Consider the following 21,200-nt stretch of genomic DNA (forward strand, 5'->3'; position numbering starts at 1 on the left):
GTCATGGCTTATATGGAACAACTATGGCATTAATCGTTCAAAAATATGGCGGCACCTCTATGGGTACTCCTGAGCGCATTTTAAATGTTGCTCGTCGTGTCAAGCGCTGGCATGATCACGGTCACAAGGTGGTCGTGGTTGTGTCTGCAATGAGTGGTGAAACCAACCGCCTGCTTGCGCTTGCAAAAGCCATTACCAGCACACCTGATCCACGTGAACTTGATCAAATGGTATCAACGGGTGAACAGGTTACGATTTCCATGTTAGCGATGGCGCTGAACTCGATTGGTGTGGAAGCTAAATCCTATACAGGTCGTCAGGTCGGTATCAAGACTGACAGCGCATTTACCAAAGCCCGTATTGAATCCATTGATACTGAGGTTATGTCTGCTGACCTTGATGCGGGCCGTGTTCTGGTTGTTGCAGGCTTTCAGGGTTTTGATGCCGATGGCAATATCACAACCTTAGGTCGTGGTGGTTCTGATACCTCTGGCGTTGCACTTGCTGCAGCATTAAAGGCAGATGAATGCCAGATCTACACTGATGTAGATGGTGTATATACCACCGACCCACGTGTTGCACCCAAAGCTAAAAAAGTGGATCGTATTTCATTTGAAGAAATGCTGGAAATGGCATCTTTGGGTTCAAAGGTCTTACAAATTCGCTCTGTTGAATTCGCAGGTAAATATCAGGTTCCATTACGCGTATTATCAAGTTTTGATAATGATGATGATGGCGCATTTGATGAAGAATTTAAACAAAACGTAGGCACACTTATTACTACTGAGGCAGAAGACGACATGGAACAACCAATTATCTCAGGTATCGCATTTAACCGTGACGAAGCAAAATTAACAATTTTGGGTGTTCCTGACGTTCCAGGTGTTGCATCCAAAATTTTGTCGCCAATCGGTGCCGCAAACATTGAAGTGGATATGATTATCCAGAATGTGGAAGAAGATGGCACCACTGATTTTACTTTCACAGTGAACCGTGGCGAGCTTGCGAAAGCGAAAAAGATTCTGGAAGAAACTGCTACAGCCATTGGCGCACGTGAAGTTGCAACACGCGACGATATCGTTAAAGTGTCCATTGTGGGTGTAGGCATGCGCTCGCATGCAGGTGTGGCAAGCAAAATGTTTACTGCACTGGCTGAAGAAGGTATCAACATCCTGATGATCTCTACTTCTGAAATCAAGATTTCAGTGATTATTGAAGAAAACTATTTAGAGCTTGCGGTACGTTGTTTACATACTGTTTTTGGTTTAGACCGTGAACATGGCGAAAGCAGTGCACGTGCTTAATTAATAGCTGCTTAAACATATTTACTTTCAAGTAAATAGTAAAAAAATAAGAGCCACTATAGTTTTTACTACAGTGGCTCTGTTATATTAACCCATGAGGTTTTTCAGAGCATCTCAACAGAACTTACGAAAAAATATTGTTTTTACTTATTTCTGTTTAGATTTTTCTGTATATTAAGGCTGTGCTTTCAAACAATTCCCTGTTGCAAGTTTAAGCGTTTAGCAAGGAGATAAACATGCTGATTCTGACCCGTCGTGTCGGAGAAACATTAATGATTGGGGATCAAGTCAGTGTCACTGTGCTTGGCGTAAAAGGCAATCAGGTGCGTATTGGTGTAAATGCTCCTAAAGAAGTTTCTGTGCATCGTGAGGAAATTTACCAACGTATCCAACATGAACGTGCCATGCATGAGCATTTACAACATCTTGATCAAGATTATCAAGTTTCCTATGAAGAAGATAATAACGATTTTGCTCGACATAATAACTTTAATCGTTAATACGCAGAATTCTTCTCCAATAATTAAAGCGACTCATATTAGTCGCTTTAATTATGTTTAGGATAGATATTTTATACCCTATTATAAACCCAGTGCTTTTTTTACGGGTGCATAACTACGTCGATGCTCATGAATAACACCATGTGCAGCAATTGCTTCAAAATGAGCCTTGGTTGGATAGCCTTTATGTTTGGCAAACCCAAAATCAGGGTAGATTAAATCCAGAGCCTGCATTTGTCGGTCACGTGTCACTTTCGCTAAAATACTGGCGGCACTGATTTCAGCATGACTAGCATCTCCCCCAACAATAGCCTCACATGCAATGCTAATGCCCTTTGGAATTTGATTACCATCCACAATGACTTTTTCTGGCTGAACGTTCAAGCTTTCGACCGCACGGCGCATGGCAAGAAATGTTGCCTGTAAGATATTCAACTCATCAATTTCAGCATGTGTTGCCTCAGCAATTGACCAGGCCAGCGCTTTTTCCTGAATCTCGATAAAGAGTTTTTCACGCTTCTTTTCAGTCAGTTTCTTGGAATCATTCAGGCCCACAATGGGATTGTCTGGATCTAAAATGACCGCGGCCGCCACAACAGAACCAACCAGTGGGCCTCTTCCAGCTTCATCTACACCTGCTATTTTCATCTTTATCTCACAAATTCTGATCTCTCAGCCTAGTCTTTGTTATTGCACTTTTTTCAAGGTTTCAGCAACACATGCATTCACCGTTTGTGAAACCACCTGATTGACAATTGTTGCGCGTGCGGATGGATCAATGGCAGCGGTTGCAAGTTCAACAGCAGTTACACTGTTAGGTGCCTTGTCACTGACACAGCCACAGACACTGGTTTGGATGTTGTCACGCTGGTCCGCAGTCATATAGCGTGTCGCTGTTTTCCATGCAGGCAATGTATTGATCTCATTCAGGCATTTTGCATTTACAGCGATTTTAAGCGCGGCCATACCCAACTGCTGTGAAGTTGTGGTTGCTGGACTCGTTCCATTCGGGGCAACACATCCAGATAGCGCTAAAACAAGGGGAGCAGCAATCAATAATAACTTTTTCACGATTCTTACCTGTATCTCAATTTTGTCAGGCTTATTGTGCCTAAATGGCTTATTTTATGAAATAACCCACCATCATCTTTACATAATATAACAAATTCTAGCTTAAGGTTTTATCGGGACTGTTGCACACATAAAACGCTCCGTTACAGCGGTGCTGTATGAAACAGAAAAAGGCCCTATTTAAAATCAGTTCATTTCAAACAACCAGGATGTTGCAATGTCAAACTCAGCACAGTGTTACACCCGCACAGCACAAGTGTTGCAATTGCTGGACATATTCTGGCAGCCACTAAACATCATGTGATTGATAAGGATAATGTTTTGCTGAGTATGTTGAGACAGCCGAAATAAAATAACAACCATAAAAAAACCGCTTCACGCGGTTTTTTAAACTTAAATCTTTTTAATCTCTGCAATCCATTTCTGCTTTTCCTGATCAGAAATAAATGAAGCCTCAAAAGAGTTGGTTGCAAGCTGCTTTAACTCTTCATTGCTTAAATCCAAAGCTTGCTGGATGGCAATAAAATTATCATTCATATAACCACCAAAATAAGATGGATCATCTGAATTGACTGTGACATGTACACCCTGCTGCAACAAACGGCGAATATTATGCTCTTTCATATCATTCACCACACACAGCTTTAAGTTGCTGAGTGGGCAAACCGTTAAAGGCATTTTCTCTGCAATCAGGCGGGCCATGAGTTGCTTATCTTCCTCTGAACGCACACCATGATCAATACGGTTCACTTTCAATAAATCCAGCGCTTCCCAGACATATTCTGGTGGCCCTTCTTCACCTGCATGGGCCACAATCAGGAACCCTGCCTCACGGGCTTTGGCAAAGACACGTTCAAACTTCGCAGGTGGATGACCCACCTCACTTGAGTCCAGACCAACCGCAATAATGTCATTTTTAAATGGCAATGCCTGCTCAAGAGTTTCAAACGCTTTTTCTTCACTTAAATGACGCAGGAAACACATGATCAGTTGAGAACTAATCCCCAGCTTTTGCTGTGCATCCTGACAGGCACGTTTTAAGCCCGCAATCACCGTGGCAAATTCCACCCCACGCTCAGTGTGTGTTTGAGGGTCGAAGAACATTTCAGTATGTACCACTTTATCTTCAGCACATTTCTCAAAGTACGCCCACGCAAGGTCATAAAAATCTTGCTCATGTACCAGTACATTGGCACCTGCGTAGTAGATATCCAAGAAAGACTGAAGATTATGGAAGTTATAGGCCTGCTTCACTTCTTCAACAGATTGATATGGAATCTGAATCTGGTTGCGTTGTGCAATGGCAAACATCAACTCTGGTTCAAATGTCCCTTCAATATGCACATGCAATTCAGCTTTTGGTAAAGCCTGTATCAGTTCAATTGCATTCATCATTTTTCTCCAAAGAAAAAAGGATGTCGCCAGCCATAACGACATCCTTTTATTGATTGATATGTTAACCGCCAAAGGCAATAAACTTAAATACCCAAAGTGCTGCAATAATCCAAACCATATAGGGAACGGTCTTTGCCTTGCCCGTGAATAATTTAACCAGCGCGTAGCTGATAAAGCCCATCGCGATACCATCTGCAATTGAGTAAGTAAATGGCATAAACACAATGGTTAAAAAGGCAGGAACCGCTTCGGTAATATCTTCCCAGTCAATATGGGTGATGCCCTGAATCATCAATACGCCAATGAACAGCAATGCGGGTGCCGTCGCAAAGCCAGGTACTGACTGCGCCAAGGGTGCCAAAAATAAACAGCCAATGAACAATAGGGCAACCACAACTGCTGTTAAACCTGTACGCCCACCTGCCGCAACTCCAGAAGCAGATTCAATATAAGGTGTGGTGGATGATGTACCCAAGGCCGCACCCGCAACAATTGCGGTTGAGTCTGCGAACAAGGCCTTTTTCAAACGCGGTAATTTTCCATCCTGCAACAAACCAGCACGATGTGACACGCCTACCAGTGTTCCCGTACTGTCAAACAGGTCAACAATAAAGAAGACAAAAATCACGCCCACCATACTTGCGGTGAACAGGCCCTCAAAATCCATTTGCATAAATGTCGGTGCAATGGATGGAACCTGTCCAACAACACCCTTGAACTCGTTTAGGCCCAAGGCTGTCGCAATTCCAGTAATCACCAGAATACTGATGATGATGGCACCACGCACCTTAAACTGATGCAAAACCACAATCATCAGGAAGCCAAACAGCGCAAGCAATACCGCTGGCTGCTTGATGTCACCCAAGCCAACCAGAGTCGCAGGGTTATCCACAATAATTCCTGCATTTTTAAGCGCAATCAAGGCAAGGAATAAACCGATACCGCCTCCGATGGCAAACTTTAGTGACATTGGAATGGCATTGACAATCGCTTCACGGATTTTAAAGAAGCTAATCGCTAAAAATACAATTCCCGAAACAAAGACCGCCGCAAGTGCGGTTTGCCACGGCACTCCCATTCCCAAGCAGACAGAATAGGTAAAATAGGCATTCAGGCCCATCCCAGGTGCAAGTGCAATTGGATAATTCGCAACAAGCCCCATAACCAAACAGCCGATTGCGGCAGCCAGACAGGTCGCAACAAACACGGCACCATGATCCATACCCGTTTCAGACAAGATAAGTGGGTTTACAATAATGATGTAACACATGGTCAAAAATGTGGTTACACCTGCTAGAACTTCGGTTCTAAAGCTGGTTTTATTTTCGCTCAGTTTAAATAAGCGTTCCAACAAACCAGCCGAAGCATGAGGCGTTGTCATAACATGGCACCTGTAAAATCCAAGATCGTAGAATTGAAATCTATACGCTTGTGTTCAAAAATTTTTTCAATGGACAGAAAACGGCATATCATGCGATATAGCAATCTATATGCCAGTTTCATAGGTGTTACACGAACAATCCATATAAAATTCGATTCCGCTATCAGAACGTAAAAAGCCGCATAACAAGATGCAGCTTTTTACTTAATGGTAAATATTTTAGCAGATTTCATACAAAACTGGCGCATGTCCAGATAAAAAAGCACATGGATTCCTGAGTTCAAAAAACATCAGGCACCTCACCTGCCGCATCATCATAGAACTCTATCCTTAGTTATGGTGTTTTGAGGAGGAAATATGGGTGGAATTTACATAATTAGCGTTATGCTGGATTGTATTTAAGCTATGTTCAGCATCATTCACAATTTTAGTAATTTCCTGGCGTTTCTTGTTTTTGGAATCTACATAGGAAGCATATCCTAAAATAAGGACTGAACAGACCATAACCAGTGCAAGTAATATCTTCATTGTTATTATCTCTATTGTATGGTTTTGTTTAATACTAATAAAAAGGAACAAAATGATAAATTTTCAACATTTAATAATGACAAAATAAAAACTAGTCACAATTATATGATCATTTAAATATTAATTTTGTACATTTTTCACCCACTTAGATACTAAAATATTCCATTTTTTAAATCAATGACTTTTTATATTATTCAATAAGATAGATATCAAATATTTTTAAAAATTTACCAAAATGTTTATTTTTAAACACTTTATCAGGGCTTTAATTGATAAAAAAAGCATCTTTGTACAGGCAAAGATGTTGAACTTTTATTGGCAGAACCTGCCGTTTTTTTAGAATTGATAGTTTAATCGAACCAGGAAACTACGTGGTGTCCGAGGCATGGACTCAGAACGCCAATATTGTCTGTTGCCGAGGTGGTTTAAAACGGCTAGAAGCACCCTTTATTCTTTTATGCCCTGTTACAACATCTACAGAGTTAAAGCCCTCTATGTGTCAGATGACTCACTCTATTGTGCTTCCTCGTTAAATGAATAAAAAAATAATCTCAAATTCAAGCTATTACGGCACAGATATTCGATTTTTCTACACAATTTTACATTAGTCTATATTCAAAATAATTTGATCATCAATGTTTTGGGGTAATTTCAATGAAGCATCCATTCCGCTATGGAAAGCTGACCGTACTCAGCTCGGCTTTACTCAGCCTAAGTTCTTCAGTTTTAGCAAATGATGTTGAATCCACCACAGCGCCAGCCTCATCTCCTGCCGAACAAACAGCACAGGTGCTCCCTACACTGTCATTCAAGGCATCGGCGGAACCACAAAAACCAAAAGATGATGATATCAGTGCAGTACCTAAAACCATCATCACCCGTGATGAAATGCTCCAGTATGGCGACCAGACGGTTATGGATGCCTTGCGTCGTGCTGCTGGTTTCCAGTTACCAGGTGGCCCAGGCCCACGTGGCGGAAATGGTGCTTCTGGCATGCGTTTCCGTGGTGGTGGCGCACCGACATTCCTGATCAATGGTGAAGCTGTGCAAGGTGGTCCACGTGGTGGCATGTCCATTGTTGACACCATTACCGCCGACATGATCGAACGGATTGAGGTGGTCAAGCAGCCAAGTGTTGCTCAGGCATCTGTAGCCTCTTCCGCAGTCATCAACATTATTTTAAAGGAACCGCTGGATACCCGTTTAAATGGTTCAGTGAAACTTGGCTATGGTTTACGCGATAGTGGCAAGCAGGAAGCCGAACGCAAACAGGTCAGCGTACAAGCCGATGGTCGTGACAATCAGTGGATCTACAGCCTGTCTGCCAACCAGATGTGGAATGACACCACCTCCATTACCAAGACGGAAACAGCCACAGGCACACGTGAGCAACTACGCACCACCAACCGTACCAGCCAAATGTTCTCCCCTCGTCTGCAATATGAACTGGATGACCAGCAAAAACTCATTGCTGAACTGTTTTATCGGAATAATAAAAGCACAGGGGTACGTGGCGACCAGATTCAGGATGATAAAAATGACAGTATTCGCCTGAATACACGTTATGAACGTAAGGATAAAGACCTCAGTGACAAGGTTCGCTTAACAGTTGAACATCAGACTGAAACGCAATTGACCCGCTCCCCACTCAACAGCATTTATACTGATGAAACCGTGGACGAATATGGTTTGGCCTATGATGGTGTGCGTAAGTTTGACCAAACCCGCCAGATTAAGTTTGGGGTCAGTGCCAACAACAGTCAGTTGGACAGCAATATCAGCCAAAGTCTGGATGAACAACGCTATGCCCTCTACAGTGAGGGAAGCTGGCGCTTTACTGACCGCCAGACTGTCACGTTGGGTGCGCGTCAGGAATGGTTGGACCGTTCAGGTCTGGTGGATTATCAAGACCATCATTTAAGTCCTGTACTTGCCTACCGTTTTGACCTCACCAACCAATGGTCAATTCAAACCAATTTAAGTCAGGCGTTCCGCAGTCCAAATACTGATCGACTGATTCCAAACGTAACGGTTTCAACAGACAGCGATGCGGGTTCACTCAATAATCCTGACCGTGGGGGTAATCCAAACCTAAAACCTGAAAAGATCAAGGCATTTGAGTCAACCTTGGCATTTGATTCTGCCAGTGGTGGCGTGAACTTAACCGCCTATCACCGTGAAATCAAGGACTATATTGAACGGGTGATTGCGCTTGAGGGTAGCCGTTATGTTGAACGCCCACAAAACCAGAATCAAGCCACCACCTACGGTGTGGAATTCTCTGGTCGTTATGCACTGAAACAGACTGAAGCTGGACATGCCTTTATGCTCAATGGGCAAGTCTCAACCGTACGTGCAACCATTGAAGATGCCCAGCACAATGACCGTTTGGTCAGTGATGTTGCACCTTATACCGCGAGTTCAGGCATTTCATACAGCTACAAACCTTGGCAGCTTTCCACCAGCATCAATGTCAATTACACGCCTGAATTTACCCGTGCCCTAGATGGCCAGCCTTATAACCGTACCACCAACCAGCGTTTCAATGTGGATATTGCAGCAACCAAACGCTTTCCCAAAAACTGGTCAGCAAGCCTAAACCTGAACAACATTTTAAGCACTGACTATAAAGAGCGTTTAACCAACCAGTCTGATGGCAGCCTTTATCAGGCCCGTAACAACGAAGCCATTCCAAATTTCCAGTTTACACTTGAAAAGAAATTTTAATCTGCCCTTATACAAAAAGCCAGTAAGTTCACTTACTGGCTTTTTTCTTGGTGATTTTTTCTATTTAGTAAACATCACGTTGGTAACGTTGCTCATGCCTCAACTGTTCAACCAGCTCATTACCCAGAATTTCTTTTAGGACTTGATCCACACCACTGGCCATACCATTCAAGCTACCACAGACATACACGGCCGCACCTTGTTCAATCCATTGTTTTAAACGTGCAGACTGCTGCTTTAACACATCCTGAACATAAATTTTTTCAGCTTGATCTCGTGAGAACGCATAGTCAACATGTTGTAAAAAGCCATGCTGTTGCCAATACTGAATTTCAGCATGATATAAATCGTCAAACTGTTGTTGCCTTTCTCCAAAAATCAGCCAGTTTTGCCTGTAGCTCCACTGCTCCCGTTGCTTTAAATGGGCAACCAGACCAGCAATCCCCGTCCCGTTGCCAATCAGGATTAAAGGCTGTGGGCAATGCGATAAATGGAAGCTTGGATTGTTACGGATATGTGCCTGAAGCGGTTGGTTTTGCTGCAAACCTGCCGTCAACCAGCCAGAACCCAGTCCAAGACCTGTTTCCGTCTGTTGCTGCCTCACCACCAGTTCAATCAGACCATTTTCAGGCAAGCTGGCAATTGAATACTCACGCTTGGGTAATCTGTCAAAATGTTCCAGCCATTGTGTAAATGAATGATGCTCACGCTTTGGCAGTGTTCTTAAATTCAGCGTTTTTAATGCATCTATATCATTAAAATCATCCTGCTGATGCACAGCTAGAAACTGTCGAATCTCAGCAATGTTATTTTCACACTGAATTTCCAGAATATCACCTGATGACCAAACCAGTTCCTGCTCAGCAATCAAATGAATCTTATAAATGGGTTGGCCAGCACTGCCCACATTTAAACACTGACGATGGGCAAACTTGAGTTCAATAGTTTCCCATTCATTGTCCAGTGCTGTCAGCTTGGTTGCGGTCAACTGTTCCAACCCTATTAGCCATTGTTCCAGATCACCGCTATTGAGCTGATCCACCAGCACTGTGGAAAATAAAGGCTGGGCTTTTTGCTGTAAAAGCCATTGTTTAATGCTTTGCCCAAACTGGCAGAAGTTTGTATAGCGTTTATCACCTAACGCAAGGATTGCGAAAGACAAATGTGATAAATCTACAGGCTGTGACAATATTTTATGCACAAAATGCTGGGCATCATCAGGTGCATCACCCTCACCATAGGTACTAACCACCCACAAAATCCGTTGATACTGGATCAAATCAGTGGCTGTCAGTTTTTGAATGTTCTTGAGCGTGACGTGCTGATGAATAAGCTGTAATTGCTCAGTGGTATGCTTTGCCCAGGATTCAGCATGACCTGACTGGCTGGCATAAACCACTAAATAGGTATGATCATCCTGAACCTCTGACTTATTGCCATTACGTTGCTGCCATAACAGCCATACGATGATAAAAATATGCAGACTCAATAATATTGCGAGTATCACAATAATTATCATGACAGCTTGAGTCATTGTTTCACCTTAGATGGCAGACCAAATGAGCAGAATGATTGCGAATAAACTGCATGCGGTTAACAGTAAATGTGTGAGCAAACGCGTTTTAATGGTCAGGAAAAGGATATAACCTGCCAACGATAACAGGATGATGATGATGGCACTGACATCAATCAACCAGCTCCAGGCCGTACCTACATTTTTGCCACGGTGCAGGTCATTGAGTAGGGATACTGTGGTTGCAGGTTTTTGGGTGATCTCAACCTCACCTGTATCGAGCAACACCCACACATCGGTTGAACCTGCTGGACTTTCCAGACGAATCATTACCTCACCATCCAGTACCTCACTACTCTTATAGCGACCAACCAGCGAATGTTTTTCACGTACATAGTCAAGGATAGTTTGACTTGGGTTTTCCTGCTGTTGAACTGTCTCAACAAAACTTTCAGGCAAGCTAAGCTTAACTGTCTGTTCCTGATTAGAGGCACTAAACCACTCAGGATGGTTCAGTAACAGCCCTGTGGCGGCAAAGAAAAGTAGAACAATAAAGGCAAAGGCAGAAAGCCAGCCATGCACATAACGTGCATGGCGGTAAAAATCACGGCGTTGATACAAGAGACAAGCCTCTCATGGATTCAGGAAGGAATTAAATTAAGCACCACGTTGGAACTTTAATTTAACAATACCAATTTCTGCCTGCGCAGGAAGCGTTTGGGTGGCGGTTTTTGGTGCAACATCCAACTCAATGGTTTGATAAGAGTGGTCACCATGCTCACGTGAGGTTTCGATATGAATCAGGTATTTACCTGCATTCACTGCCTTGCCCTCTTCATCCTTGCCATCCCAGGCCAATTTATATTGACCAGGTTGACGTGATGGCTTCGCCACCGCATCCAGGTTCGGCATTTGACGGCCATAACGGCGCCACCAAACATAGTTGGAGTTGATCCATTTTTCATCCTTACCCCAAACCGCAATGGTACGGACCAGTTTTTTATTGGCATCTGTCACCCATACCGATACATACGGCGCACGATAGTTGTCTACCGCAATTTTTGGAATATTGACTTCAATCTGTGCCTGATAGCCTTTTGGCCATGCGGTTGCCGCTCCACCTGCCGCAACATGGCGCATGATGGCTGGCTGATTGGCATCTAACAGTGTTGACCAGCCCGAACTTTGATACTGTGTACCATCCGTGCTGACCAGTTGCGCCTCATATCCCACCAGTTGTTCAATCAACTGAATCCCCTCATGTGCAGGCATTGCAGTTAAAGCGGTTGCCAAGGCATCGGCATCAGCGGCGCATTGCCCCACAACCACACACTGTTCCACTGTTTGCACAGGCTGACCTGTCTGCGGGTTAAGTAGATGAGATTGTCCCGCAAGATCACGATAACCCTGACCACTAAATGCCACAGCCTGATCCTTAACATTGAGAACCTGTGCTGGTGCCGCATTATCAAAACGTTCATTTGGATTCTGGATACCAATTTTCCAGCCTGCCTGTTGTGGAGATTGTCCCCAAACACGCATATCACCACCAATATCAATCAGGATACCCTGCAAATGTGGAACAGCCTGCTGCGCCGCAACCAAGGCACGGTCAATCACATAGCCTTTTGCATAGGCATCTGGAGCCACCTTAATGGCTGGAGTCAGCGTAATTTGTTTGGTCTGTGGATTTAACTCAATACTTTGTGTTTTTAGCTGTTGTAGTAGTGCTTCCTGCGTCTGGTCATCCAGCTTTTGCACCTGATTGCTGTTTTCCCACAGGCCGATCAGTTGACCTAAACGCGCGTCAAAGCCACCACAGGTTGCACTGCGCCATTGCTCACAGGCTGCAATCACATCATACAGCTCTGATGAAGCCGAAATCTTTTGTTCACGGTTCAGTTGGCTAATTTCACTGTCATCACGCCAAACCGATAAAATCTGGTCAAGTCGGGCAATTTCAGTCTGGATTGCCTCTAAGGCCTTTTCCGCATCTTTCTGGTTTGCTGTGGTGACCACAACATCTAAAGAGGTTCCTAAAACATGGTCCTGATGAAAACGATAGCTTGGTAACTGAACAGGTGCTTCCAGCTTATTTATAGTTGTGGTTGTTTCGTCTGCTTGAACTGCCGTGATTGGCGAGATAAATACAGCCAAGGCTGCCATCAACGGTGATAAACGGAAGATTATCTGAACTGGGCGAAAAAGTTGAGTTGATGACATACGCAGGGTTCCATTCTCCAGGATTTGCCTAAATCAACGTACTGTAAAGATTTATGGCAAATAACTAACTTTATCTGAATTCCTGTTCAGGTTCACTATTTAAGGCCATGCAAAGAAATAATGCTGATTTTTAAGTAAAATCAATAATTTCCTCACAGTTTTAAATAATCATAAACAGGCGAAATATTTTTAAGTCAGAATGCCTGAGCAGGCGGCGCAATGACTAAAAATTTATCGAAATAATATTGCAACTGATACTCGTTATCAAGTAAATTGTAGTAATTCTTTTGCATCTTGTTTAATTATTTAGGAATTCTTTCTATGCGCCATTTGCTTAGTCTTGCCTTACTTACTGCCCTGCCGACCCTTGGCTTTGCCCATACCGCCAGCCCTTTTTTATTACCAGAAGTATTTGACAGCAAATCTGACAATGTAAGTTTCCAAAGCGGAATTACTGTAGAAAAATTTTTCGTGGCAAGCCGTAACTTTAAAACTACTTACCAAGTCACAGCACCAGATGGCAAAACGGAAACCATTAACCCAGCAGCAGAGTTAAAAAAATTCAACATTGGTGAATTTAACCTGTCGACTGAAGGGACTTACCGTATTCGTACTCAGGATGCGGCAGGGATGCCAAGCAAATATGCCCTGATTGATGGTCGTTGGTTACGTGTTCGCGCACCCCGTCCTGCAAATATGAATGCAATGCCACCACAGGCTGCCAACCCAGAGAAGCGGGACAATCCAGAACAAAAGGCACCTCAGCAGGCGCCAGCAAATCAGCCACCACGCTTCATTGCTGAAGACCAGATTCCAGCCAATGCGAAAACGGCACAAACCATCAATACCTATATTGCTGAAAGTTTTGTGACCAAGGGCAAGCCTAGTCCTGTTCCAGCAGTGACCAATAAAGGTTTTGAGTTCAAGTTTCTAACCCATCCAAATGAGCTATATGCTGGCGAATCATTGAAAGCACAGGTTTTGCTTGATGGCAAACCAGTTCCAAACCTTGAGGTTGATGTATTTAAAGGTGCGGACAGCTATCAGCCAAATGCCAAACGCGAGCAGCCGCATGTAAAAACCAATGCAAAAGGTGAAGTTGAGGTTAAATTCAATGAAGCAGGTATTTACTTAATCACGGCAACTTATCCAGAAGCTGGTAATGACAATACCAAGCCACCTGTTGCCCAAAGCTATACCTACAGCGTTACTGTTGAAGTGACTGAATAACTAATTCAGGCACTTACATCTTGCTAAGTGCCTTTAATTCTCCTGCCCCATTACAAGCAGTTCAGTTTTTCACTTTTATATGCATGTCAATGTTAATGGGAGCTAGTTTTCGACAACAAATTCAGGACAAGAACGCCGCTCATAATCAATGCAATGCCAATAATTCCCCACACATCCAGTTTCTGACCAAATACAATCCACGCTATTGTCGTCACCAGAACAATACCCACCCCTGACCAAATGGCATAGGCAATCCCAACAGGAATAGTTTTGAGTGTAAGTGACAGGCAATAAAACGCAATGATATAGCCCAGTACCACAATGACGGAGGCAATCGGTTTGCTAAAACCCTCACTACTTTTTAAAGCTGAGGTTGCAATCACTTCCGCTATAATTGCAACACATAAAAATATCCAGTTTTTCATCTAAATACACCTAAGCCGCCTACTAAAGCTTTAAATAAGCCAATAAAAAAACACCCTTTTGATTAAAGAGTGTTTTTAATATTGATCTTATATCGCTTATAGTCAGGAATTATGCTGACTTTTTTGCCATATTATTTTTACGGATTGTAATCATCACCAACTGAACCGCGGCAGGTGTTACGCCAGGAATACGACTGGCCTGTGCCAAAGTCTCTGGACGTACGGTTTTCAACTTCTGTGTGATTTCACGTGACAGACCTGAAACAACGTCATAGTCAAAGTCAGCAGGAATTCGGGTTTCCTCAAGGCGCTTCATCTGTGCAACATCATCATGCTGACGGTTAATATAACCCTCATACTTCACCGCAATCTCGATCTGTTCACCCACCTGCTCAGACACTTCCGAACCCGTTAACTCTGCAATTTGACTGAAATTGATATTTGGACGTTTCAACAAATCAATCGCACTACATTCCTTGCTCAGGTCAGCACCCGTCATTTCAACGAATTTTTTACCCATTGGATTATTTGGTGCAGCCCATAGATGCTGCAAACGGGAAGTTTCACGCTCAACCGCTTCCATTTTCTCGCTATAGGCAGCCCAACGTTCATCATCTACCAAACCAAGCTCACGGCCAATAGACGTTAAACGTTGATCGGCATTATCCTCACGCAACATCAAACGATATTCAGCACGAGAGGTAAACATACGGTACGGTTCTTTAGTTCCCAACGTAATCAGGTCATCCACCAACACGCCCATATAGGCTTGGTCACGTTTCGGTGTCCACTCTTCCTGTTCCCACGCACGGCGTGCAGCATTCAGACCAGCAAGCAGACCTTGTGCGCCTGCTTCCTCATATCCTGTTGTACCATTAATCTGACCAGCAAAATACAGGTTTTGAATGGCTTTAGTTTCAAGCGTGAACTTCAATGCCTGTGGATTGAAGTAGTCATATTCAATCGCATAGCCAGGACGCAAAATGTGCGCATTTTCCATACCACGAATTGAACGAACCAAGTTGAACTGAACATCAAACGGCAATGAAGTCGAAATACCATTTGGATAAAGCTCATGGGTATCCAAACCTTCAGGTTCCAGAAATACCTGATGTGAGTCTTTATCAGCAAAACGGTGAATTTTATCTTCAATTGATGGACAATAACGCGGGCCAACACCCTCAATCACACCTGTATACATCGGTGAACGGTCTAGACCACCACGAATAATATCATGAGTTTTTTCACTGGTATGCGTGATATAGCAATTCACCTGTTCAGGGTGCATCGACACATCACCCATAAATGACATCACTGGCGATGGGAAATCACCTGGTTGAGGTGTCATGACCGAAAAATCAACGCTACGAGCATCAATACGGGGCGGTGTCCCTGTTTTTAGGCGACCCACTGGAAGTTTAAGTTCACGTAGGCGATGTGCCAAAGCAATCGATGGAGGATCGCCCGCACGGCCACCACTTGAGTTTTGCAAACCAATATGGATCACGCCACCAAGGAAAGTTCCTGTTGTAAGCACTACCGTTTTGGTATCAAAACGGATACCCATCTGTGTCACGACACCTTTTACGCTATCTCCCTCAACAATCAGGTCATCCGCCGCTTGCTGGAAAATATCAAGGTTTGCCTGATTTTCCAGCGTATGACGAATTGCAGCCTTATAACGGACACGGTCAGCCTGTGCACGTGTTGCACGTACAGCCGCACCCTTGCGCGAGTTAAGAATACGGAACTGAATACCACCTTTATCCGCCGCAAGCGCCATTGCGCCCCCAAGCGCATCAATCTCACGAACAAGATGTGATTTACCAATACCACCAATCGCTGGATTACAGCTCATCTGCCCCAAAGTTTCAATATTATGCGTCAACAATAAGGTTTGTCGTCCCATACGCGCCGCAGCCAGTGCCGCTTCCGTACCAGCGTGACCGCCACCAATCACGATAACGTCGTAAACTTTAGGATAGTGCATAGTGGTAAATGTGTATTCAAAAAATGACAGAGTATTATACAGGATTTTTCATATTAAGTTGACAAAAACTGTCGATATTCTTGCCGCTTGCAAGAATTAGATATCGCTGTTGAATACACAAAAAGAAACGTTATGTTGCATTTTCATCGCACTTTTAACACATCGCCCCATAATTACTAACTTGATCACCACTGTTTTATTTGATGAATTTCTTATTCTAAAACATGCATAACAAATACTCAGGACAATGATATGAACACGAAGCTTATACTTTCATCACTGATTTGTGGTCTGTGTTTTACCGTTGCAGCCCAGGCAAATGCCAAAACCACTCAGGACCCACAAACACAGAAGTATCAACAGGTATGTAAAGGTAAAAAACAGGGTGATGCCGTTTCATTTGCCTATAAAGGTGTTATTTTCAACGGTGTTTGTGAAAATAATGATGCGGGCAAACTAGCTTTCCAGCCACCTGCTCCGCCAGCAGGCACAATGCCTGAAACCCAGAGCCGCATGTCGCAAACCCAGTCTGAGCCACGTCCTGTCAGTGCCCCTATGCCTGTGGATGTTCCTCCAATGCAACCAGCGCCGCCTGTTTCAGATGTTGAACAGACAGTCCCTTAATTTAAAGCACTAGATTAAAGGATACCCATTTCAGGTATCCTTTAATGAGCTAAAAATATAAAAAACACAATAAAACAAATAGAATTGGTCACAACATATTTCACCTTAAAATTGTAATCTGTTTATTTTATAATCCCTTTAACGGTTTTGAATCCATTACAATAACTGCAAATTCATTAATTTAGGTTTTCCTGTGAACTGGCTACAAATTCATATTACTGTTGATCAACATCAAGTTGAACTTACCGAAACCCTGTTACTTTCTCTGGGAGCGGTCAGCGTAACGCTGGATGATGCCGAAGATCAGGCATTGCTTGAGCCTTTACCAGGAGAAACCCCTCTCTGGAATAAAGTCATTGTAACGGGTATTTATCAACAGGAAGAAGATGATCCAATTGATGTTGATACCTTGGAGGCTTTTCTGAGGGTCCAACTTCCAGATGTGCCAATGCGCCATGAATATCTAGAAAATCAGGTCTGGGAACGTGCCTGGATGGATTACTACGAACCAATTCAGATTGGTGAGAAATACTGGATTGTACCTGAATGGCTGGAACCACCTGAAGCGGATGCCACTAACATTAAGCTGGACCCAGGTTTAGCGTTTGGTACAGGCAACCACGCCAGTACCTTTTTATGCTTACAGTGGTTGGGCAAAACCGATGTAAAAGATAAAGTTGTAATCGACTATGGCTGTGGCTCAGGCATTTTAGGGGTTGCTGCATTGCTACTGGGTGCAAAAAAGGTTTATGCAACCGATATTGATCCTCAGGCGGTGTTAGCCACCAAACAAAACGCTGAACTCAATGGTGTACTTGATCGACTTTATGTGGGCTTGCCAGAAGAGTTTGATCAGGAATTCAAACCACAACAGGCAGACGTTCTGGTTGCGAATATTCTGGCTGCACCGCTCATGGCACTGGCGCCTGAATTCGCAACTTTGCTTAAAAATGAGGGTGAGTTCGCACTTGCTGGTGTAATCGAAGAGCAAGTTGCTGATGTTTCTAGTGTTTACTCTGAGTTTTTTGATATATTAGAGATTGAAAAGCGTGAAGAGAACTGGTGCCGCATTTCTGGAAAACGTAAAACAATAATTTGAGAATATTGTTACTCATGAGTGAAAAACAAACCCGCTGCCCTAAGTGTTCAACCGCGTACAAAGTGACCCTTTCACAACTCAGTGTTGCACAGGGTATGGTTTGTTGTCCAAAATGCGTGATTAACTTTAACGCACTGACGAATTTACTGGAATCCGAGACAAGCGAAGTGGTACCAATACCCAGTAACCGCTCACTATTTTCGTCGATTCAGCCAGACAGTTCATTTGCAGAAAAGCAAATGCAGATTTTAAGTATTTTTGACCAGAAAATTGAAAACTCCAATATTGATCTGCTCACCTATCTTAATAACCTAAATTATTTCAATACAGAGCCAGTGAGCGCCTTGCCTAATTTGAATTTGTCTGAAGATATTTTACTTAATAATCATGATGATCATAGTACCAAACAACATGGGTGGCTTTATTACACACTCTGGGGAATTGGCAATATCGCGCTGATTGTGGTGTTTGCGTTCCAGATTTTATGGTTCAACCCAAAATTGATGCACGATAGCCCTGCCTTAAACAAAATGTTTAACTATGCCTGCGGCATGCTGACCTGCAAAACTCAGAATGACCAATATAAATATCTCAGTTTTGAAAAGGTTAAGCTCAAACAAACCAGTAAAAATGAAACGCGGTTTTCAGGCGTGCTGATCAATCGTCATGAAAACAGCATATTGCTCCCTTCCATCAAGGTGGTTCTGAAAGACCAGGGAGAAGTGACAACAGACATTACACTCAAGCCACAAGATTATCTGGTTGATAGTTTAAAAACCATTCAACGCATCCCATCAAATAGCCCTTTTAAGTTTGAATTTAGCATTCCAAAAAGTAAAAATAGCTTCGATGACTATAGTTTAGAAATTGTACAGCCCTAAACACATAAAAAAATGACAAAAAAATAAAAAAAAGTGCAGTTAATTTGCTCACTTTTTCGCTGACAGTGGTATGATACGCGCCACGAATGCTTTGACCTACATACTCCTCGTTATTTATAGACAATAAAATCGTTAAACAAACTGTGCTTTTATCTGCTAAGCGCACTGTTGGTTTTTTTGTTTTTAAAAATAGGCTGTAACAAATATTTAACCATTGTTACGCTTATTTTTTACACAAATCGAGGATTTGTGGCAAGCTAATAGTCCCTTTGTTTTAGAGTCACTGTTTTAGGATCTAAAACAGGACTCAGTAATTTAGACCACATTTACATATCACTTTATCCAAGTGATATTTTGATTTTTCGGATTAACACGCATGAATAGCAAATCTCCTATTTTTACGGCTCAATCTGATGTCGCTCTTCGCATCCATGTAGATCGCGCAGTTCGTCATTATTTTGCACAATTGCAAGGTGAGCAACCATCTCAAGTTTATGACATGGTTTTAGCAGAAATGGAGAAACCTCTTTTATCTGTGGTCTTAGAATACACTCGTGGCAATCAAACGCGCGCTGCTGAGATTTTAGGCCTTAACCGCGGAACTTTACGTAAAAAGTTAAAAGCTCACGGTTTAATGAGTGAATAATTGATAAAATGCTCACGTTCTCGTGGGCATTTTTTTTGCCTTTGTTTTAATCTGTAGACTTCAAACTGTTGACTAGAATCATGACTATCAAACGTGCTTTAATCTCTGTTTCCGACAAAACTGGAATCGTTGAATTTGCTCAAAACCTTGCTGGATTAGGGGTAGAAATCTTATCTACGGGCGGTACTTATAAGTTGCTTAAAGACAACAATATCGCTGTAGTAGAAGTTTCTGAACATACAGGTTTTCCTGAAATGATGGATGGTCGTGTTAAGACACTACATCCAAAAATTCATGGTGGTATCTTGGCGCGTCGCGGTCTAGACGAAGCTGTTATGCAAGAACACAATATCGATGCAATTGATCTTGTCGTAGTAAACCTTTATCCATTTGCAGCTACAGTTGCTAAACCAAACTGCTCACTCGCTGATGCGATTGAGAACATCGACATTGGTGGTCCAACAATGGTGCGTGCCGCAGCGAAGAACCATGCTTCTGTGGGTATTATTGTAAATGCTTCTGACTATGATGCTGTAATTGCAGAGTTAAAGACAAATGGAGCTCTTTCTTACGAGACTCGTTTCGACTTAGCGGTAAAAGCGTTTGAGCACACAGCACAATATGATGGCATGATCGCATCTTATTTAGGAGCACGTGTTGGCAAAGCTGAGGGTGAAGCAGATTTATTCCCTCGCACCTTCAACACCCAACTCAATAAAGCTCAAGATTTGCGTTATGGTGAGAACCCTCATCAAAATGCAGCATTCTATGTTGAAGCAAATGCTAAAGAAGCATCAGTTTCAACTGCGAAACAATTACAAGGCAAAGAATTGTCTTATAACAATATTGCAGATACAGATGCGGCACTTGAGTGTGTTAAATCATTTGCAAAACCTGCTTGTGTCATCGTTAAACATGCAAACCCATGTGGCGTTGCAGTTTCATTAGATGGTATCCATGCGGCTTATGATCTTGCTTATGCAACTGATCCTGAATCTGCGTTTGGTGGCATCATTGCATTCAACCGTGAGCTTGATGTTGCAACGGCTCAGGCAATTGTAGATCGCCAATTCGTTGAAGTGATTATTGCACCAAGCATTGCTAACGGTGTACTTGAAGTTACTGGTGCGAAAAAGAATGTTCGTGTCATGGTGTGTGGTGAACTTCCAGCCATTGATGCACGTACCGCTCAACTTGACTATAAACGCGTGAATGGTGGTTTACTGGTGCAAGATCAAGACTTGGGCATGATCACCAAAGATGACCTTAAGGTTGTGACTAAACGCGCGCCAACTGAACAGGAAATTGATGATCTCATCTTTGCATGGAAAGTAGCGAAATACGTGAAATCGAATGCGATTGTTTATGCTAAAAACCGTCAAACCATTGGTGTGGGTGCAGGTCAGATGAGCCGCGTAAATTCTGCTCGTATTGCTGCAATCAAAGCTGAACATGCTGGCTTAGTGGTTGAGGGTGCGGTCATGGCATCTGATGCATTCTTCCCATTCCGTGATGGTATTGATAATGCGGCTAAAGCTGGCATTAAATGTATTATCCAGCCAGGTGGTTCAATGCGTGACGAAGAAACTATCGCCGCTGCTGACGAGGCAGGTATTGCAATGGTGTTTACGGGTATGCGTCACTTCCGTCATTAATATATCCC

19 protein-coding genes and 1 pseudogene are annotated in these 21,200 nt (G+C 43.0%); 10 read left to right on the top strand and 10 right to left on the bottom strand.

The features are described 5' to 3' along the window. Window positions 1-23 precede the first annotated feature (23 nt). Entirely contained in the window at window positions 24-1,304 is a 1,281-nt protein-coding gene (locus F973_RS09790) for an aspartate kinase (protein ID WP_004757731.1), read from the top strand. 236 nt (window positions 1,305-1,540) lie between these two features. Further along, window positions 1,541-1,804, top strand: coding sequence for a carbon storage regulator CsrA (gene csrA / locus F973_RS09795; protein ID WP_004676965.1), 264 nt, complete (start codon window positions 1,541-1,543; stop codon window positions 1,802-1,804). An 81-nt stretch (window positions 1,805-1,885) separates the two neighbouring features. Here the strand turns inward: csrA and rnhB are convergent, their stop codons facing one another. Beyond that, window positions 1,886-2,452: a ribonuclease HII gene (gene rnhB / locus F973_RS09800; RefSeq protein WP_004761535.1), complete on the bottom strand. Its 567-nt coding sequence runs from the start codon at window positions 2,450-2,452 to the stop codon at window positions 1,886-1,888. Window positions 2,453-2,491: 39 nt separating this feature from the next. Then, window positions 2,492-2,875 carry a hypothetical protein gene (locus F973_RS09805; protein ID WP_004761537.1) on the bottom strand — a complete coding sequence of 128 codons (384 nt, stop codon included), beginning with the start codon at window positions 2,873-2,875 and terminating at the stop codon, window positions 2,492-2,494. A gap of 264 nt (window positions 2,876-3,139) precedes the next feature. Here F973_RS09805 and F973_RS14745 point away from each other — a divergent pair. After that, a pseudogene (locus tag F973_RS14745) lies at window positions 3,140-3,226 on the top strand (cytochrome b); the annotation flags it as partial. Window positions 3,227-3,268: 42 nt separating this feature from the next. Here F973_RS14745 and F973_RS09810 read toward each other — a convergent pair. The 3 genes from F973_RS09810 to F973_RS15480 form a co-directional block, all read right to left on the bottom strand. Next, the gene (locus F973_RS09810; RefSeq protein WP_004761539.1) at window positions 3,269-4,267 is read right to left on the bottom strand and encodes an adenosine deaminase; all 999 of its coding nucleotides are present in this window, start codon (window positions 4,265-4,267) and stop codon (window positions 3,269-3,271) included. Window positions 4,268-4,331: 64 nt separating this feature from the next. Next, on the bottom strand, window positions 4,332-5,651 hold the full coding sequence (locus tag F973_RS09815) for an NCS2 family permease (RefSeq protein WP_004682606.1): 1,320 nt from the start codon (window positions 5,649-5,651) through the stop codon (window positions 4,332-4,334). A 330-nt stretch (window positions 5,652-5,981) separates the two neighbouring features. After that, on the bottom strand, window positions 5,982-6,179 hold the full coding sequence (locus tag F973_RS15480; RefSeq protein WP_004761540.1) for a hypothetical protein: 198 nt from the start codon (window positions 6,177-6,179) through the stop codon (window positions 5,982-5,984). A gap of 654 nt (window positions 6,180-6,833) precedes the next feature. On the opposite strand from F973_RS15480, the gene F973_RS09820 reads away from it, so the two are divergent. After that, window positions 6,834-8,906: a TonB-dependent receptor plug domain-containing protein gene (locus F973_RS09820; protein ID WP_004761542.1), complete on the top strand. Its 2,073-nt coding sequence runs from the start codon at window positions 6,834-6,836 to the stop codon at window positions 8,904-8,906. A gap of 64 nt (window positions 8,907-8,970) precedes the next feature. Here F973_RS09820 and F973_RS09825 read toward each other — a convergent pair whose 3' ends face one another. From F973_RS09825 to F973_RS09835, 3 genes are read right to left on the bottom strand one after another with little or no spacing between them, the layout of a single operon-like run. Next, window positions 8,971-10,440 (bottom strand): sulfite reductase subunit alpha, encoded by a 1,470-nt coding sequence (locus tag F973_RS09825; protein WP_004761543.1) that lies wholly within the window; start codon window positions 10,438-10,440, stop codon window positions 8,971-8,973. Between the two features lie 9 nt (window positions 10,441-10,449). Further along, entirely contained in the window at window positions 10,450-11,040 is a 591-nt protein-coding gene (locus F973_RS09830) for a PepSY-associated TM helix domain-containing protein (RefSeq protein WP_004761544.1), read from the bottom strand. A gap of 36 nt (window positions 11,041-11,076) precedes the next feature. Beyond that, window positions 11,077-12,642 (bottom strand): DUF2271 domain-containing protein, encoded by a 1,566-nt coding sequence (locus F973_RS09835; RefSeq protein WP_004761546.1) that lies wholly within the window; start codon window positions 12,640-12,642, stop codon window positions 11,077-11,079. Between the two features lie 321 nt (window positions 12,643-12,963). Here F973_RS09835 and F973_RS09840 point away from each other — a divergent pair, with 321 nt between their 5' ends. Beyond that, window positions 12,964-13,872: a DUF4198 domain-containing protein gene (locus tag F973_RS09840; protein WP_004682612.1), complete on the top strand. Its 909-nt coding sequence runs from the start codon at window positions 12,964-12,966 to the stop codon at window positions 13,870-13,872. 92 nt (window positions 13,873-13,964) lie between these two features. On the opposite strand, the gene F973_RS09845 is transcribed toward F973_RS09840, so the two are convergent. Further along, window positions 13,965-14,297 (bottom strand): DMT family transporter, encoded by a 333-nt coding sequence (locus F973_RS09845; RefSeq protein WP_004757727.1) that lies wholly within the window; start codon window positions 14,295-14,297, stop codon window positions 13,965-13,967. Window positions 14,298-14,406: 109 nt separating this feature from the next. Further along, window positions 14,407-16,287 carry a tRNA uridine-5-carboxymethylaminomethyl(34) synthesis enzyme MnmG gene (gene mnmG / locus F973_RS09850; RefSeq protein WP_004682614.1) on the bottom strand — a complete coding sequence of 627 codons (1,881 nt, stop codon included), beginning with the start codon at window positions 16,285-16,287 and terminating at the stop codon, window positions 14,407-14,409. 252 nt (window positions 16,288-16,539) lie between these two features. On the opposite strand from mnmG, the gene F973_RS09855 reads away from it, so the two are divergent. From F973_RS09855 to purH, 5 genes are all read left to right on the top strand, one after another. Next, the gene (locus F973_RS09855; RefSeq protein ID WP_004761548.1) at window positions 16,540-16,911 is read left to right on the top strand and encodes a hypothetical protein; all 372 of its coding nucleotides are present in this window, start codon (window positions 16,540-16,542) and stop codon (window positions 16,909-16,911) included. 193 nt (window positions 16,912-17,104) lie between these two features. Beyond that, on the top strand, window positions 17,105-18,010 hold the full coding sequence (prmA, locus tag F973_RS09860; RefSeq protein WP_004761550.1) for a 50S ribosomal protein L11 methyltransferase: 906 nt from the start codon (window positions 17,105-17,107) through the stop codon (window positions 18,008-18,010). A gap of 14 nt (window positions 18,011-18,024) precedes the next feature. After that, window positions 18,025-18,891, top strand: coding sequence for a DUF3426 domain-containing protein (locus F973_RS09865; RefSeq protein ID WP_004761552.1), 867 nt, complete (start codon window positions 18,025-18,027; stop codon window positions 18,889-18,891). A 376-nt stretch (window positions 18,892-19,267) separates the two neighbouring features. Beyond that, window positions 19,268-19,537 carry a DNA-binding transcriptional regulator Fis gene (fis, locus tag F973_RS09870; RefSeq protein ID WP_001086304.1) on the top strand — a complete coding sequence of 90 codons (270 nt, stop codon included), beginning with the start codon at window positions 19,268-19,270 and terminating at the stop codon, window positions 19,535-19,537. A gap of 80 nt (window positions 19,538-19,617) precedes the next feature. After that, window positions 19,618-21,192 (top strand): bifunctional phosphoribosylaminoimidazolecarboxamide formyltransferase/IMP cyclohydrolase, encoded by a 1,575-nt coding sequence (gene purH / locus F973_RS09875; RefSeq protein WP_004761553.1) that lies wholly within the window; start codon window positions 19,618-19,620, stop codon window positions 21,190-21,192. Window positions 21,193-21,200: the final 8 nt, after the last annotated feature.

Source organism: Acinetobacter sp. CIP 102129 (assembly GCF_000368305.1).
In the GTDB taxonomy this organism is placed as follows: Bacteria; Pseudomonadota; Gammaproteobacteria; order Pseudomonadales; family Moraxellaceae; genus Acinetobacter; species Acinetobacter parvus.